At 48.0% G+C, this 16,613-nt stretch carries 18 protein-coding genes; 6 read left to right on the forward strand and 12 right to left on the reverse strand.

The window, feature by feature from the left end; all coding sequences use genetic code 11:
* The first annotated feature begins 85 nt into the window (after positions 1-85).
* Positions 86-529 (forward strand): hypothetical protein, encoded by a 444-nt coding sequence (locus Q0460_RS04615; protein WP_299085446.1) that lies wholly within the window; start codon positions 86-88, stop codon positions 527-529.
* A gap of 99 nt (positions 530-628) precedes the next feature.
* Here Q0460_RS04615 and Q0460_RS04620 read toward each other — a convergent pair whose 3' ends face one another.
* From Q0460_RS04620 to Q0460_RS04645, 6 genes are all read right to left on the reverse strand, one after another.
* Positions 629-910: a barstar family protein gene (locus tag Q0460_RS04620; protein ID WP_299085448.1), complete on the reverse strand. Its 282-nt coding sequence runs from the start codon at positions 908-910 to the stop codon at positions 629-631.
* The gene (locus Q0460_RS04625; RefSeq protein ID WP_299085450.1) at positions 907-1,734 is read right to left on the reverse strand and encodes a ribonuclease domain-containing protein; all 828 of its coding nucleotides are present in this window, start codon (positions 1,732-1,734) and stop codon (positions 907-909) included. The genes Q0460_RS04620 and Q0460_RS04625 overlap by 4 nt, the downstream gene beginning before the upstream one ends.
* A complete protein-coding gene (locus Q0460_RS04630; protein ID WP_299085452.1) occupies positions 1,653-2,216 on the reverse strand; it encodes a DedA family protein in 564 nt (187 codons plus the stop codon). Before Q0460_RS04630 ends, Q0460_RS04625 begins: the two co-directional genes overlap by 82 nt.
* Before the next feature lie 484 nt (positions 2,217-2,700).
* A complete protein-coding gene (locus Q0460_RS04635) occupies positions 2,701-3,282 on the reverse strand; it encodes a lipid-binding SYLF domain-containing protein (protein ID WP_291938039.1) in 582 nt (193 codons plus the stop codon).
* Between the two features lie 10 nt (positions 3,283-3,292).
* Positions 3,293-4,846, reverse strand: coding sequence for a ribonuclease Y (rny, locus tag Q0460_RS04640; RefSeq protein ID WP_299085454.1), 1,554 nt, complete (start codon positions 4,844-4,846; stop codon positions 3,293-3,295).
* Complete coding sequence (locus Q0460_RS04645) at positions 4,779-5,396, reverse strand: 5-formyltetrahydrofolate cyclo-ligase (RefSeq protein WP_299085456.1); 618 nt, start codon at positions 5,394-5,396, stop codon at positions 4,779-4,781. The genes rny and Q0460_RS04645 overlap by 68 nt, the downstream gene beginning before the upstream one ends.
* Before the next feature lie 80 nt (positions 5,397-5,476).
* Here Q0460_RS04645 and Q0460_RS04650 point away from each other — a divergent pair, with 80 nt between their 5' ends.
* On the forward strand, positions 5,477-6,058 hold the full coding sequence (locus tag Q0460_RS04650; RefSeq protein WP_299085458.1) for a TlpA disulfide reductase family protein: 582 nt from the start codon (positions 5,477-5,479) through the stop codon (positions 6,056-6,058).
* A complete protein-coding gene (gene ftsY, locus Q0460_RS04655) occupies positions 6,058-6,921 on the forward strand; it encodes a signal recognition particle-docking protein FtsY (RefSeq protein WP_299085460.1) in 864 nt (287 codons plus the stop codon). Before Q0460_RS04650 ends, ftsY begins: the two co-directional genes overlap by 1 nt.
* Before the next feature lie 153 nt (positions 6,922-7,074).
* Here ftsY and Q0460_RS04660 read toward each other — a convergent pair whose 3' ends face one another.
* The gene (locus Q0460_RS04660) at positions 7,075-8,844 is read right to left on the reverse strand and encodes a hypothetical protein (RefSeq protein ID WP_299085462.1); all 1,770 of its coding nucleotides are present in this window, start codon (positions 8,842-8,844) and stop codon (positions 7,075-7,077) included.
* Between the two features lie 192 nt (positions 8,845-9,036).
* Complete coding sequence (gene brnQ / locus Q0460_RS04665) at positions 9,037-10,368, reverse strand: branched-chain amino acid transport system II carrier protein (RefSeq protein WP_299085464.1); 1,332 nt, start codon at positions 10,366-10,368, stop codon at positions 9,037-9,039.
* 210 nt (positions 10,369-10,578) lie between these two features.
* Here brnQ and radA point away from each other — a divergent pair, with 210 nt between their 5' ends.
* Complete coding sequence (radA, locus tag Q0460_RS04670) at positions 10,579-11,928, forward strand: DNA repair protein RadA (RefSeq protein WP_299085466.1); 1,350 nt, start codon at positions 10,579-10,581, stop codon at positions 11,926-11,928.
* A 269-nt stretch (positions 11,929-12,197) separates the two neighbouring features.
* On the opposite strand, the gene Q0460_RS04675 is transcribed toward radA, so the two are convergent.
* On the reverse strand, positions 12,198-12,323 hold the full coding sequence (locus Q0460_RS04675; protein WP_299085468.1) for a hypothetical protein: 126 nt from the start codon (positions 12,321-12,323) through the stop codon (positions 12,198-12,200).
* Here Q0460_RS04675 and Q0460_RS04680 point away from each other — a divergent pair.
* Together Q0460_RS04680 and Q0460_RS04685 are read left to right on the forward strand one after the other, a co-directional pair.
* Complete coding sequence (locus Q0460_RS04680) at positions 12,322-12,498, forward strand: hypothetical protein (RefSeq protein WP_299085470.1); 177 nt, start codon at positions 12,322-12,324, stop codon at positions 12,496-12,498. The two genes, Q0460_RS04675 and Q0460_RS04680, sit on opposite strands and share 2 nt — an antisense overlap.
* 177 nt (positions 12,499-12,675) lie before the next feature.
* Positions 12,676-13,419 (forward strand): hypothetical protein, encoded by a 744-nt coding sequence (locus tag Q0460_RS04685; protein WP_299085472.1) that lies wholly within the window; start codon positions 12,676-12,678, stop codon positions 13,417-13,419.
* Positions 13,420-13,651: 232 nt separating this feature from the next.
* Here Q0460_RS04685 and Q0460_RS04690 read toward each other — a convergent pair whose 3' ends face one another.
* From Q0460_RS04690 to Q0460_RS04700, 3 genes are all read right to left on the reverse strand, one after another.
* Positions 13,652-14,458, reverse strand: coding sequence for a transporter substrate-binding domain-containing protein (locus Q0460_RS04690; RefSeq protein ID WP_297942989.1), 807 nt, complete (start codon positions 14,456-14,458; stop codon positions 13,652-13,654).
* A gap of 17 nt (positions 14,459-14,475) precedes the next feature.
* On the reverse strand, positions 14,476-15,282 hold the full coding sequence (locus tag Q0460_RS04695; RefSeq protein WP_291938062.1) for a transporter substrate-binding domain-containing protein: 807 nt from the start codon (positions 15,280-15,282) through the stop codon (positions 14,476-14,478).
* Positions 15,283-15,716: 434 nt separating this feature from the next.
* On the reverse strand, positions 15,717-16,523 hold the full coding sequence (locus Q0460_RS04700) for a transporter substrate-binding domain-containing protein (RefSeq protein ID WP_299085475.1): 807 nt from the start codon (positions 16,521-16,523) through the stop codon (positions 15,717-15,719).
* Between the last annotated feature and the right edge of the window lie 90 nt (positions 16,524-16,613).

The following is a 16,613-nucleotide window of genomic DNA, read 5'->3' on the forward strand; positions in this document are numbered from 1 at the left end:
CACTTCAAATTCGCTAAACTGCGCTGAAATTTTAGCAGACCGGTGCAAATACGGCGCAAAACAGATCATTTATCGAGATTGCCGCATGGATAGCATTAAATTTTACCTAAACGATTACGAAATTGAGCGCGAAAGCTTTACCGAAGTCGTCGTTGCAATAAACGGCGAGCCTTTGCTTGAGCTGATTAGGCAGCGCGAGCAAAGCTTTGCCGCAAAGGACGGGCAGGCCAGCATCGCGGGAAGCTATGCTTATTTGAACTTGATCGATTTTGAGGAGCTATTTTTGCGCGCCGCACTTGAAGCCGATTTGGCGCAAGATGAGCGGGATGTCGTGCTACTGGGCTGTCCGTGCGGGATCTGGAGCTGCTGGTATCTCGCGCTTAAGATTAAATTTGAAGCGGATACGGTTAAGCTTTACGAGTTTAAAAACCCGCGCCGCAAAGATTGGTGGCATGGGTTTGAGTTTAAATTTGACCGCGCGGATTTTGTGAGCGAAATTTCTAAAATCGCCTCTTTTAATAAGCTATAAAATTCGCAAATTTAACGGCACGCTCGAAACTGCGGCGAAACAAACCTACCTTTTCCTCGGCAAAATTTAGCTTTAAAGCGGAATGGCTGCCGCGCGAGCTCATAAGATTAAAATTTTCGCCTCGCCACTACGCAAAACATCCAGCAAAATATCATAAAATTTACCCAGCCTTAGTTTTAAAATTCCGCCCCTTTTGATGACGACAAAAACCTGCCCGCCTCGCTCGCCCAGCGCGTCGTAGAGCGCGTCTAAATTTGCGACGTATTCGGGCTTGAAATCTAGCGCTGCGGCAAATAGTGCGAAAATTTGATCTTTGCGCCTAATCTTTGCGCCGTCGATGATGATCTTTGCGGCGCTGCGCGTTTTAAAATTTAAACTCATTGCACGCGCTCGAAGCTTTCGTAATGATCGGCGGTATAGAAGATCAGCCCGTCGTTTGAAAATATCAGCCGCTTCGCGCCGCGCGGGCCGCCGCGATACTCGATGTCGCATTCGCGCCAAGTCCGTCCCTTTTTATCAGGTAGTCTACGCTCAAAATTGCCGAAGCGGTCGCCGCCGATGCTCTTACCGCGCGCGTATCGCCACAGATCACCGCCCTGCCAGCCAAGCTCACCGGCCTGCTTTTTCGTGATGAAATTTTGCGGCAAAGACCCCGTACGACGGATATGAGCGCTCACGCACTCCCTGCTTATGCAGGGCTCGTCCGCAAGCTGATTTTTAAAATTTTCGGCGGGATTTTGTGAATGTGAAGCTTCGTAATCTACGCTGCTCCGCCTGTGGATATCCGCCTCATCTTTAGGATTTGCCTCGGCGGGCTCGTTTTCTCGCGGATGAGATTTTAAATCTCCTAGGTCTGCCTCGCGCTCTGCCCCACCGTCTGCGCTTCTTGCACCGCTCTCATCTTTTGCACCGACGCTACTTGCAGGATTTTGCGAGCTTGAAATTTTACGATCGGTGCTGCTTACAGAATTTTGCACGCCGCCTTTACGCGACGCAGCATCCAGGGTTTTGGAGGTAAAAATCCGCTCATCTTTAGTCGCGGGGCTGCGCGAATTGGAGATGAAATTTAGCGTCAAAAGAAGTGCTGCAAAAATTGCGATCGGGATCAGCTTTTTTGCCACCGCTAGCCTCTTTTGCGGGTCGCGAAGCGAAAATAGAGCACAATCGCCGCTACTATCGCGCCTAGAGCCAGCGGAGCGATCCACGGCGCGTCCTTGATATGCACATAGAGCTCGCGCACGAAATCGCCCGCGTAGTAGCTCAGTAGCCCCACCACAAGCGCCCAAATGAGCGAGCTTACGGCATTGATGACACTAAATTTTAAAAATGAATATTTTGTGATGCCGATCGCGATCGGCACGAGGGTTTTGAGACCGTAGATAAATTTTTTAATCAAAATGATACGGTCGCCGTATTTACGAAACAAAATCTGCGCCAGAGCAAGGTTGCGGCGCTGTTTGCGCAGATAGGGCATGATCTCTTTTTTATTGTAGCGGCTTACTAAAAACAGCCCCGAATCGCCTATGAAGTTCGATATGCAGGCGATTACGATGCATAAGACGATATTGAGCTCGCCGGCAGAGCTTAGCACGCCCGCCGCCGCAAGCGCCAAAAATCCTCCGCCCAGCGAATACAAAAACAGTATCAGATACCCCCACGTATGGAGGTTTGCAAACATCGATTCCATCGAATCCTTTCATTAGATCGTATAAAATTCTATAAATTTTGACTAAAGCAGCTTTAAAATTCGGCGCGAAAGCTTCACTCTAACGCCCCACGACGCCACTTGATTTTGCTGCGACATTAAATTAAAATTCCGAGCAGCTGTCACGAAATATAAAATTTTGCCGCAAAATATTAAGCAAAATTCTAAAATAAAATTTCTAAGCATCAAGCAAAATCTCCGCAAAATTTAGCGATAAAATTTTGCCAATTCTAAATTTAATGACAAAATTTCGACTTCTTTAGAATTAAAAGTAACTTGCGAATTACGCAGGATATACGCGATATCTTCAAATGCCTCCCACCCCGCGAATTGCAATAAAATTACGCACCTAAGTCTATTATTCTGCAGAAATTACGCGAGCAAAATTCCAAGCCGCTAATAAAACGCTCATAAAGCAGGAATTTTTCGCTAATCTATGCGCCTTAGCATTTCTTCTAGCTAAATTTTACTCATCTGCGCCGATTACTCGCATCAAAAGCGCATAGCCCTCGGTATTTGGATCAAAAGCGCGATCATTTTTGGTCTCCAGCACTGAGCCGCCCAGGCTCACGCCAGCGAACAGCCCGCCTTTATTCGTAAAGACGTACATATCTTGATTTAGCACATCTAAAGAGCCAGAATCGGCGCTGTAGTTACCTGCAACTGCCGTAGCGTCGCCCGAAAGCGTGATTTGGGAATTTCGCATTTTTTGGATTACATCGTCATGCATTACGAAAATGACTAGATAATTATCCTCATAGCCGATCTGAAGTCCTACGCTAGCGCTGCTGATCTCAGCACCGCTTACACTATGCGCGCCGTCGTTATTGTAGATAATGATCCCCTCGCCATACATTCCGCCTATGATGAAGCCCAGCTTTTTGACGCTCGGAAAGATCACTATCGCGCGGGCTTGCTGCGCTAGGTATTTGTATTGCGCATTCGTGCGCATCACCGACGAATAGGCGCTCGCGCTATCAATGATGAGCTCATCCTCGGCAAATGCCGCGCTAAAAAGCAAAAATAAAGCGATTATAAATTTTTTCATTTCACACTCCTTATTTGGCTATCTCGACCGCGCGAAGCTCGCGTATGACGTTAACTTTGATCTCGCCGGGGAATTGGACCTTATCTTGGATCTCCGAAGCGATCTCTTTGGCGACCAAAACCGCCTCGTCGTCGTTCATAAGCTTGGCGTTTGCGATGACGCGGATCTCGCGACCTGCGTTGATCGCGTAGGCCTGTTTGACGCCAGTTTTACTCATCGCGATCGCTTCGATGTCGCTAACGCGTTTTAGATAGCTTTCTAACACCTCTCGTCTGGCGCCCGGGCGCGCGGCACTTAGTGCATCTGCGGCACAGACTGCGGCGCTTTCTACGCTGGTGGCCTCCTCGTGACCGTGGTGGGCGTAGATAGCGTTTATCACCACCGGATGCTCTTTGTAGCGGCGGCAAACTTCGGCGCCCAGATCCACGTGCGAGCCCTCGTATTCGTGAGTTAGCGCCTTGCCGATGTCGTGAAGCAAGCCCGCTCGCTTGGCTAGCTTTTGATCCCCGCCCGTTTCTGCGGCGATAATGCCCGCAAGATGCGCAACCTCAAGGCTGTGCGCAAGGGCGTTCTGCCCGTAGCTGGCGCGAAATTTAAGCTTGCCGATAAGTTTTAAAATTTCAGGATGAATTTTGCTAAGGCCTAGATCCATTACGATATTTTCGCCCTCTTCGGCAATACTAGCTTCAAATTCGTCGCTTACTTTTTTGTAGATGTCCTCGATGCGCGCAGGCTGAATTCTGCCGTCCTCGATAAGAGTTTCGATGACGCGAACGGCGATGGCGCGACGGTAGAGGTTGTGAGAGCTTACGATGATCGCATTCGGGGTATCGTCGATGATAACGTCCACGCCAAGAGTCATCTCAAGCGCCTTTATATTGCGCCCCTCCTTGCCGATGATACGGCCTTTGAGCTCGTCGTTTTTGATATTTACGACGTTGATAAGTCGCTCTGCCGCAAACTCGCCCGCAAAGCGCGACGTAGCCTGCGCCAAAATATAATTCGCCTTTTTTCGCGCCTCTTTTTTGGCTTCCTCTTCATATTTTCGCACGATGTGAGCGATGTCGGTGCGGCTTTGCTCCTCGACCTTCTTAAGCACCTGCGCGCGCGCTTCATCCTGCGTAAAACCCGCCACGCGCTCAAGCACCTTAAGAGCTTCGGAGAGCTTCTCTTCATAGCTTTTCTTTAAATTCGAACCCTCTTCGTAGAGGAATTTCGCCTCTTTTTTGGCGCTTTCGAGCTCTTTTTTGCTGTCTTTTAAAATCTCTTGCTCGGTTAGAAGCGCGTGCTCCTTTTTGCCGAGCTCGTCAAATTTAACGTTAAATTCTTTCTGCAGTTTGCTTGCTTTATCTTCGTATCTTTTCTTCGCTTCAAACTCCGCCTCCTGCACCGAAATTTTAGAATTTCGCAAGATGCCCTCGGCTTCAAATTCTATCGCTTTAGCTTTAGCTTTGGCTTGTTCGACGAAGAAATCGTAATTGGCGTTATTGATCTTTCTAGCTACTAAGTATCCTGTGCCAGCGCCCACCGCAAGAGCGCACAAGGCGATTAAAATCTCTATCATACTTTCCTCTTTTTAGGTAATTTTGGCTCGGAGTTATGTAAAAATCACCCTTTACGTCGTGATCAAGCGATAAAATTTCGCTACAAAAGCAGTCTTTTATACTCACGAACGCGATTGCGGGCTTAAACTTAAGACCTGAAAAAAACATATCGTAAAATCCTTTCCCATGTCCTATTCTAGCCATTGCGCCATCCACTCCGATAGCTGGAACCACGGCTAGATCGACCTTCTTAGAATACCCGTTTTGCGGAAGCGTCTGCCGCAGCCCAAAGCGCGAAATTTTAAAAGGCTGGCGCAATCTTACCATTTTTAAGCTAATATCCACCATAAACGGAACGTAAAATTCGCAGCTTTTTGATAGCTTTTTTCTTAAAATCAAAACGTTCGGCTCGTAGCTCATCGGCAAAAATATCAAAATTTTACGCGCTTTTAAAAATTTTATCAGCCGCTCAAGCCGCCATAAAAGTGCGTAATGCTCACATCTAGCCGATCGCGCGGCGTGAGATTTTAGACGCGATTTGCAAATTGCTCTAAATTCATTCTTTTGCATGGCTTAAGCCTTTTATAAAATTTTAACGCTTATTTTAGCTAGTTTTTGTATAATCTTGCGATTAAATTTTAAGGTTTATTATGAAATTTCGTTTTTTTCTAGCGCTTTTTACGGCTTTTTTCTTTCTTGCAGGTTGCGGCAATGATGAGGATAAAAAATCAAGCAATACCCCTACCGAGGCCAACACCACGCAGCCGCAGTCCGAAACCGAAGCCGTAATCCAAGTCGATTATACCGCTCCTTTTACACTCCAGCTCAGTAACGGCAAAATTTTGAATATGCAAAAGACGAAGCAAGGCTTTCGTATCGATAATAACTCCACCGTGACGCTATTTGCATTTTTTACGCCGTGGTGCGACGCCTGCGCCGTGCAGGTAAGCGCGCTAAATGCTGCCAAACAAGCCTACTCTGGCAAGCTTGATATCATCGGCGTGATGATCGGTGATGCAAATTTAGACGATGCAAAAAATTACGCAAGCGCGCACGAGGTAAATTACGCGATCGCTTACGGCGAAGGGACGGACTTTTTTACAAAGGCGCTAGGCGGCATAAACGAAGTGCCGTATATGACGATATACGACGAAAAGGGCGAGTTTAGCGCGCAATATTTCGGGCTGATGCCGGAAGAAATTTTAATGACCGAATTGGAGAAAATTTTCTGATGTTCGAATTTTTTAAAAAAGGGCTTAGCAAGACCATAGACGCGATGCGAGGCGCGAAAAGCGAAGATAAAATTTCAAAAGAAATTCTAGAAGAGATGCTGCTTGAAGCCGATGTAGGCTACGAGCTCGTGGAGGAAATTTTAGAAAAACTGCCCGCAAAAAAGCTGGTCGCTAAAGATGATCTCAAGGGCATTTTGAAGAGCTATTTCGATTATGAGATCGCTAAAGCTGCAGATGAGAAGCCGTTCGTAGAGCTCATCATCGGCGTAAACGGCGCGGGCAAAACTACGACAACCGCAAAGCTTGCAAATTTATATAAAAATAGCGGCCAAAGCGTGATTTTAGGCGCATGCGATACCTTTCGCGCCGGCGCGGTCGAGCAATTAAAAAAATGGGCGCAGATTCTAAATTTACCGATCGTAGCGACCGCGCAGGGGCACGACCCTGCTGCCGTGGCGTTTGACACCGTAAGCTCGGCAAGTGCCAAAAACATCGATCGCGTCCTGATTGACACCGCTGGACGCCTGCAAAACCAGAAAAATTTAGCCGCAGAGTTAGAGAAGATCGTGCGCATCTGCGACCGTGCAAAAAGCGGCGCACCGCACCGAAAGATCATCGTGCTCGACGCCACTCAGGGCAATCACAGCGTCGCGCAAGCTAGGGCATTCAACGAGATCGTAAGGCTCGACGGCATTATCATCACGAAGCTCGACGGCACGCCCAAAGGCGGCGCACTTTTCGCCATAGCGCGCGAGCTGCGGCTGCCGATACTTTTCGTCGGCGTTGGCGAGCGGATGGAGGATTTGGCGGAATTTAACTCGGATGAGTTCGTAGAGACGCTGGTGGATGGGATTTACGCTTAAGCTATGCGTGTCTGCGTAAATTTACATATTCTCGCTAAACAAGTTCTAATTTTACGCGCTGAAATGCTCGGTAAATTTTGCCGATCAATTATCTTGGAATAAATTTTACTTAGAATTTTACGATTTTCATTTAGAATTTTACAAAATTTTCACTCACGTACACTGCATGAAAAACCCGCTCACCCGCGTCCGCTCGCACCAAAATACGTACAAGATCCCGCCGCTGCCGAAATATACCTCGCCGCCTTGCTCGCAGCTTGGAAGCTCGCTGTCAAGCTGCATCAAAAACTCCATCTTTTCGCCGCATATCGGGCACGTCGGCACCAAGGCACCCTGTATCCACGAGGGTTCGCCGCCGATGCGCGCGAGGTTTTGCCTGCTGTTTGACATCCCCCAGTCCTGAGCCGCCCAGCGCGCCGGCGTGGGCGCAAGTACTACTTCGCACTCCTTTATCGGTTCGTCAAATGCGTATTCCACCTGCGTCCTGCCTCCGATACGTCGCGGCATACCCTGCGCGTCGTGCTCGTAAAAGACTATCTCGCCTTCGTTTATCTCTCTAACATGAGCGGCGAGGATTAGGCGCGGCAGCGAGCGCACGGGCAAGTCGCGGGGCAGCGGATCAAGCGTGATGAGATGAAATAGCGGATTTTGCGCATCGCCGCCCGGCTCGTCCAAGACCCCGCCTAGCCTATATCTCGCCTCGCCGCCCTCAAATCGCCAGGTCGGATGGTGCTTCGCCAGATGCGCCGCATAGGGCGCGCCGAAATAGCCGCGCGGAAAGATTATGTGATACACGCGCTGCCCGCAGTATCTTTTGAGCCTGAATTTCTCGCCGCCAAAGCTTATTTCATCGTTCGACGCTTTTTGTAATTTATCGGCGGCTGGCTCATTTGAGTTAAATTTAGAGCCGTGTTCAGCCGCGCACGCTTTAAAATTTTGGCTCGCTGCCGATTTTAACTCGCCAGCGTTAAATTTAACGGCGCTTGCCGCATCGCGCGCTTCATCTAAACTTTTGCGCGATAGATCGCACTCGTCTGTTTGCAGCGACGCTGAAGTAGTGCCGCCCGGCTCGTTTGACATCTGCGATAGATTGCACTCGCTAGATTGAGCTTGCCTGGCGCCGCCGCATTCGTCCGCATCCATTTTTAAAATTTCATCCGCTGCCGCTTGCGTCGCGCCGTCTGCGTAAAATTTTGCCCGCTCAAAAGTAAATCCCACGGCCTCCAGCCAGTAGCCTATATATTCGAGCAAATCGCACGGGCGATCGAAAAAATCCTCCGCAAGCGCGAACTCGCAGGCAAATTTTACATTTCGCGGATCGCGGGTTTGTAGCAGGCAGCTAAAAATTTTTTGCTTATCGTCTTTGCTCGTCTGCGGATCCGCAAGCCTCTCGCGCCAGATTTGCGAGCTCTCGTAACTAAGCCCGCGCCACGGATACTCCGCGTAATACGCGCTCTCGTTCGGCTGCAATTTAAAAAGCTCGCCAAGATACGGGGGCAAAAGCGGCGCGAACTCGAGACTTGCCGCTGCGATGACCTCTTCGGCGTTTTTCCAGCGCGTGCTTTTTTCATCTCTGCCGCGTTGTCGTGCGCTTTTGCCCGTGCATTCGTCCGAGCGCGCATTTTCTTCCGTCTGGATCGCGCTTTTGCTCTGCTTCGTTTCGCGCCCCTGCGCCGCCTCCTCGCGTAAAATTTCAACCGCCGTAGCGATCAAAGCTTTAAAATTCTCCTCGCCCACGTAGCCCATAGCATCCTTTAGCAGCGTGCCGCCCTCTTGCCGCCCGCACAGTAGGCCGTCTGCTAGCGTAAAATACGCCGCTGCGTCTTCTTGCAGCCGCCAAAACCTCTCATATAAACTGGACACTCTAAAGCCGTCGCGTTCAAAATCTCGCGCCAAGCTTAGCGCTTCGTCCCGCTTACCCATCTTGCCATCCTTACTTTTGAAATTTTATTTTGATAATTCTAGCGTAAATTTAGGTTAAATTTTGAAGGCGACTTATTTTATATGTCGAAATTCTATGGAAAAATATGGGAGATTAAATTCGGCGGCGAATTAAAATTTAGAAGTACGCCGAGCCCCGTAGAGCCCGGCTAAATTTTAAAATAGCTCTTAAATTTAGAAGCTATCGTCTCTTTTTTCAAAGATCAGATGCAGCACGTATGTTACGGCGAAGGTCAAGGTGCTAGGCACGATCCAGCCGAGCATCGAGTCGTAAAACGGCATCATCTTCACAAACGACGTAACAAGCGGCACCGAAATCCCCAAAATATCAAGTCCGTTTATGACGCCCTCGACTACGCAGACATAGACACAGGCGCGGTAAATCAGCTTGCTTGAATCGATCCATGGATTGATCAGCGAGAGGATTATCAGCATGATCGAGATCGGATAGATGGCGACGAGGACCGGGATGGAGCCTTTGATGATGGTAGTAAGGCCGAAATTTGCGACTCCAAAGCCGATCACGCACCAAGCGATCGCCCAGGTTTTGTATTTAATCTTGCCTTTCGTAAGCTCTTCAAAGTATTCGCTAGCTGAGCTTATAAGACCCAGAGTCGTGGTGATGCACGCTAGGAAAAACGCGCTGCCTAGGATCACGACGCCAACTCTTCCGAAGTAATGATCGCTTACTCGCGACAGAAGCTCCGCTCCGTTGATATTCGGCGTATCTTTGAAAAGCTCCGCGGAGGTTGCACCCAGATAGCCCAGCATAAAATATATCGTCATCAGTATGACGCCCGACATCATTCCCGCTTTTATCGTAGAGGTAACGAGGTGCTTCTCGTCGCTCACGCCGGTTGCTTTAATGGCGTTAATTACGATGATTCCAAATGCCAGCGACGCAAGCGCGTCCATCGTCTGATAGCCCTCTACGAAGCCCTTTGCTGCGGCGTGATCAACGTACTCGCCGCTAGGGGCGACGAAGCTTCCGACAGGAAACAAAAATCCCGCGCCGAAAAGTAGCAAAATAAGCGCTAAAAGTATCGGCGTAAGGTATTTTCCTAGCAGATCGACGAGCTTTGAAGGGTTCATACAGATATAATAGTTCAGCGCAAAATATGCCGCGGAATAAACAAATAGCCAAATTTGAAGGCGATTTTCCGCAATAAAAGGCTTAATCGCGATATCAAAAGGCATATTTGCCGCACGCGGTATCGCAAAAAGCGGCCCGATAGTAAGATACAAAAGCGCGGTAAAAACGATCGCAAACACGGGATCTATGCGGCGTACCAGGCTCTGAAGCCCCTTGGCGCGCGCAATGGCTGCGACGCCAAGCACTGGCAGAAGCACTGCCGTAGCGCAAAAAAACATTATTGCGATATAAAAATTCTGCCCGGATTCCCTACCTAGACCCGGCGGAAAAATAAAATTTCCCGCACCGAAAAACATCGCAAATAGCGTAAGCGATATCGTTAAAAACTGGCTTCTACTAAGCTTGCCCTTCATCTTAAACCTTCTTTAAATAAAGTGAAATTTGTATTATAGTTATAAATGTTTAAAACATATTTAAATTTAGCTCAAATTTAGCCGCAAGTCCTCCCTCTTGTGATTTTTTATCCCGCAAGCGGCGCGCAAGGCGACTAAAATTTTAAAAATTTTAAGTATAATTTCGCGAAATTCAAGGCTAAATTTAGACAAAATGAGCGAAGGATAAAGATGGCGAAAGTTAAAACCACGATTTTTGAGTGCCAGCACTGCGGCAATCAGCAAAGCAGATGGCTCGGCAGATGCCCAGACTGCGGCGCATTCGATAGCTTCGTCGAGCTCAAGCCCGCTCAGATCAAAGCGCTAAAAGAGATCGAGGGCGAGCTTGCCTGCGCCTCGTCCGCAAGCGCCAAAGCGATCAGCGAGATACAGATCGAGCAAATTTCACGCATCGACACCAAGGATAGCGAGCTAAATTTAGTCCTCGGAGGCGGCGTCGTGGAGGGCTCGCTCGTGCTAATCGGCGGCAGCCCAGGCATCGGAAAATCCACGCTACTGCTTAAGATCGCGGCAAATTTAGCAAGCGGCGGTCGCGCGGTGCTTTACGTAAGCGGCGAAGAGAGCGCTAGTCAGATCAAAATGCGTGCGCAGCGGCTGGGCGCGATAAGCGAGCAGCTGTTTTTGCTCACCGAGATAAATCTAAGCGCCGTGCTTGAAGAGGTGGAGCGTAGGGATTATAAGTTTATCGTCATCGACAGCATCCAGACACTTTTTAGCGACAAGGCCTCCTCTGCGCCGGGCTCGATCACGCAGGTGCGCGAGATCACCTTCGAGCTGATGCGACTTGCCAAAGCGCGCGGAATTTCGATCTTCATCATCGGCCACATCACCAAAGAGGGCTCGATCGCGGGTCCGCGCATATTAGAGCATATGGTGGACGTGGTGCTGTATTTCGAGGGCGATGCAAGCAAGCAGCTTAGAATTTTACGCGGTTTTAAAAACCGCTTCGGGGCTACGAGCGAGGTGGGGATTTTCGAGATGGGGCCGCACGGGCTCGTAAGCGCCAAGGACGTCGCGAGCAAATTTTTCACGCGCGGCAAAGCGGTAAGCGGCTCGGTGATCACGATCACGATGGAGGGCACGCGCGCGCTCGTCGTAGAGATCCAAGCTCTCGTGTGCGAAAGCGGCTACCCCAAGCGCAGCGCCACGGGCTTTGATAAAAACCGCCTCGATATGCTTCTAGCGCTACTTGATCGCAAGCTTGAGATCGGGCTTGGCGGATACGACGTCTTCGTAAACGTGAGCGGCGGCGTAAAAATCACCGAAACGGCATGCGATCTAGCCGTCGTCGCAGCGATCGTAAGCAGCTTCAAAAACCGTCCGATCAGCAAAGAGAGCGTCTTCATCGGCGAAGTGAGCCTAAACGGTGAGATCAGAGAGATCTTCAACCTCGATGCGCGTCTGAAAGAAGCCGCGATGCAGAAATTTAAAAACGCGATCGTCCCGATGAAGCCGCAAAACGCGCAGGGACTTAAAATTTTCCACGCTACCGAGATCACGCAAATTTTAGATTGGATGTGAAACGGCGCGCTTCTTAGCTTCGGTTTAGCAGAGGGCGCGAATGGGCGAAAATGAGTTTTGAGCGGCAAAAGGCGCGTTGCTTTCGCATGGGCGCGAGGAGGGGGCGCAAGTGCGCCGCTTTTTGCATGGCTCACAAGCAAGCGCAAATGAGCTTGATCGCTAAGGCGCGATTTTTGGAATTTCACGTATCGTAGCGGCTCAAAAATTCGTTTGAGCTTTAAAACGGCTCGGCAATGGTGCGGTTAAAATTTAATCATTCGCGCCGCATCCTAGTGGGCAAGATAGGCGCTTTGCGGCGCAAATTTTAAAATTTTGCTGCAAAGCGGCGCAAAGCCGAGCCCGATAGGTCCTTGCGTCGCGCAAAATTCTATCGCGGCGCGCAGAACGTATCGCATGGGGCTAAGAGCCGGTAAAATTTTAGCGGCGCTAAGCTCTCATGCGCGGGTACGGATACCGCAAGCAAAGTATCGCGCGCCGAGCCGAATGGGCGCCGCCGTAGCACGTCGCAACCCGAAAAGGCTTACTAGCGAGACGATGTGCAAGCCAAAGCGCGAGGTCCGCCTCACGTAGCCAAAAGACAAAGCCTACAAGGCGGCAAGATAGCAACGCAGCGAGAGCGCGATGAAATTTTAACGCAGGCCGCGCATAAGCCGTCGGCAAAGCCTAATTCTACGGACAGGCTCCGCGGATAAAATTTCGCAAATCTAGCGTGGATAAAATTTTATAAATTTAAACGGAAAGGTGTGTATGAGCCCAAATGTAATCGTCAAATTCGTCATTTTGTTTTTCATCAGGGCGCAAAGCTTAAACGTTAAATTTAGCAGGCTCGACGCCGTCGTATCGCGCGCTTACGCCAAATATGGGGCGCTCTTTAAACTAAGCGTGCCGCTACTTGCCGCAGCATCAATATTTGCGCTGTTTAACCTATACGATTTTGCCAAAGCAAACTACGCGCTGACGCTCTTTTTGCTCGCTTTGGGCTCACCTCTGCTAATGTATAGCTTTTTTAAAGCGATAAAATCGGCGATGACCTTCGCGCTATTTGTGATTCCATTTGCGGCGGTGTTTGCGATCATCGCGGTGACGGGCGCACAGAAGCTTGATAACTCGCTAAATTTTAACATCGTCTTTCCGCTGTTTTTCACCCTCGTGTGGTTTGCGATGTCGGTGATCGCCGACGAGGACGTGGCGCAGATCATGAATAAGATCGTATCGAAGCTCTCGACGCTTTTCGTGACGATTTTCATCCTTTATAACTACGAGGCACTGCATGGGATTTTAACCGCAAGCTCGGGAGGGTATCGAGCGAGCGAGGATGAGCTAAGCGCGCTTGATCTGGTGTTTATGACGATTAGATTTTTTACGCTGCCTTCGATTTTTACGCTGATGATTTTTGAGATCAAAGATTATCTTTTTATCAGATACGACGCGTTCGTGCAGGCTCAGCAGGAGCGCATGGGGGATTTAAAAAATTCCAAGGGCTCGAAGTAAAAATTTAAAGCTTATCTAGATCTAGCTTTGCACGCTGTAAATACTCGCAAATACTAAAGATTACGACTGCCGTGTGCACGCTGGGCTTAGGCGCGGCAGTGGGACTAATAAAATTTGAAATGAGATTTTAGGACAAAATTTTAAAACGGATTTTAATGACACACCGGTTATGCGTGGGTTAGAATTTAAAGCCGCAAAGCTTCAAATCCTGACCCGCATCAAATTTAAAATTTTAAAAGAAGCTGTATATGTCGTCTAAAAGGAAGTATTTTTTATCGACGGTGCCTTTGTAGAAAGGCTCGAAAGTATCGTTATACGCCTTTTTGAAAAAGCCCTCTTTGCTAAGCGAAATGAGCGCTTGATTAACGGCTTCTACGAGATCTGCGTTGCCTTTTTGCATCGCGATGCCTAAAAATACGTTCTCGCCAAGACTTTTGATATTAACCTCGACGCTAGGATCTGCGACCGGATAGACCATCACGAATAGATTATCGTCGCACGCGCCGTCGATCTCGCCGCTCTTTAACCGCTTGTAGCAATCGGAGGAATTTTTGCAATACACTAGATTGTAGCCGCCGTCCTTTTGCATAAACGCTTCGCCCGTCGAGCCGCGAATGACGCCTACTTTCTTACCTCGTAGATCGCTCATTTTTTGGATATTGTCGCTTTTTCTGGTTAAAACTCCGGAATTTACCGAAAGATAGGGCATCGAAAACTCATAATTTTTCTTTCTCTCCTCAGTAACGCTTGCAGCCGCGATAAGCATATCCGCCTGATTATTTTGAATGGACGGAAAGCGAGCTTGCGCTGATACCGGTATGAGCTCGATCCTGCCGCCGGTATCGCCTAAAATTTTGCCTCCGATTGCATTAGCAAGCTCCACGTCAAAGCCCTCAAAGCCGTTATCCGTAACTCTACTAAATGGAGGCTCATTTTCATAAACGGCGATACGAATGACTTTACTCTGCTTTATTTGGCTTAAAGAATTCGCAAGCGCAAAGATGCAAGATAAAAGAATTAAAAACAGTGATTTTTTCATTTCAAATTCCTTTTTTATTAAAAAAAGCTGTAAAGATCGTCAAGCAAGAAGTATTTTTTATCGACGGTGCCTTTATAGAAGGATTCGAAAGTATCCTCGTAAGCCTTTTTGAAAAAGCCCTCTTTGCTGAGCGCAATCAAGCCTTTATTGATCGCTTCTAGCAGCTCTGCGTTACCCTTTTGCACCGCGACGCCCAAGAATACATTATCGCCTAAATTTTTTATATTGACCTCGACCGCAGGATCTACGATCGGATAGACCATTACAAAAAGGTTGTTGTTGCAATACCCGTCGATCTCGCCACTTTTTAATCTCCTATAGCAATCGACCGAATCGTTGCAATAAGAAACATTATAACCGCCGTCCTTTTTGATATACGCCTCGCCGGTGGTCTTGCGGATGACGCCGATCTTTTTGCCCATCAGATCGCCTATTTTGTGAATATTTGAGTCTTTTTTCGTTAAAATTCCCAAATTCACCGTAAAATACGGCATCGAAAAATCCACGCTGCCTTTACGCTCTTCGGTGATACTTGCAGCCGCGATTATCATATCGGCTTGATTATTTTGAAGCATCGGAAAGCGCACTTCGTTCGTTACCGGTATGAGCTCGATACGACCGCCGCTGTTACCGAAAATTTTACCGGCTAGCGCGTTGGCGAGCTCGACTTCGAAACCCTCAAAGCCCTTCTCACTTGACTTGCTAAAAGGCGGTTCGTTTTCATAAACGCCCACTCTGATAACCTTGCTTTGCTTGATCTCGCTTAAGGAATTCGCAAAAACAAAGATCGCCGACAATAGAATAAGAAAAAATGACTTTTTCATAATTTCCTCCTTGAATTTTAAATTTTTCGTAATTGTAATGTAAATTTTCTTAAAATTTCATTTTACCAGAACCGAAACTATTCCCTAAACTGCGAGCTTGGCGATAAAATTTCGCAACTAAAATTTCTAAGCATAATGATAGAGGCTTTTTAAATTTTAGCGTCTTTACGCCAAACTCCGCCTACTCTCAATTAAATTTTAGCGCTTCGCTATAAAATTCTGTGCGTCTATTAGCACTATAAAAACAGCGCGCCGCTACGGAATTTTATAAATTCCATAACGACGCGTTCGTAAAATTTTACAATCTAACCCAAGCTCGCAAAGTCGGGCAAAATAGCAAGGCTATGCAAGCCTTTTAAATTTTACCTGGCGTATAGCGCACAGCTCTATGCTTACTGCAAGCAAATGCAGGCGAGCCGTACTGCTATGCTCGCCTAAAATAAGCTATAAAGATCATCCAACAAGAAATATTTTTTCTCCGCAGTGCCCTTGTAATACGGCTCAATTGTCTCGTCATAGGTCTTTTTCATAAAGCCGTTCTTGCTTAGCTTGACTAGCTCGCCATTTAAGAACTCAAGCAGATCCTTATTGCCCTTAGAAACTGCAATGCCTAAGAAATCCGAAACACCTAAATTCTTGATATTTACCTCGGTGTCGCTGTCGATTACAGCATAAGCCAAAACTATTAGATTATCTGTCGCATATCCGATGCCCTTACCATCCTTTAGCATTTTATAGCATTCGTTTGCGGTAGCGCAATTTACGATTTCAAAGCCCTCTTTTCTAAAATACGCTTCGCCCGTAGTTCCGGTTTCTGCGATGATCGGCTTGCCGTGCAGATCCGATACGGTCTTGATCCTATCGCCGGCTCGGGTTAGCACGCCGATATTTACTGCGAAATACGGCGTCGTAAAATCAACTAGCTGCTTACGCTCATTTGTAATCGTAAAGGTCGCAAGCACCATATCTACTTTATTTTCTTCCAACGCTTTTAAACGCTCACTAGCCTTTACGGGCACGAATTCCACCTTGCCCGCCTTGCCGCCAAATATATCTTTTGATAGCGCCTCGGCTAGAGTAACCTCAAATCCTTGAAATTTGCCGTCTTCAAATTTACTAAAAGGCGGTTGCGCCTCGAAAACGCCCACTCTAATCGTGCCCGATTGCCTGATCTCAGATAGGGTATTTGCCACTACACTACTTGTAAATAGCAATAAAATTCCCAAAATTATCTTTTTCATATCGTTCCTTTAATTACAATGATTAGCCTAACCGCGCATTCGCGTCGCTTCGGCAAGCCGTCTTAAGCCGGTCGTATATTATTCGCTCAC

It is taken from the genome of uncultured Campylobacter sp. (assembly GCF_937980635.1).
In the GTDB taxonomy this organism is placed as follows: domain Bacteria; phylum Campylobacterota; class Campylobacteria; order Campylobacterales; family Campylobacteraceae; genus Campylobacter_B.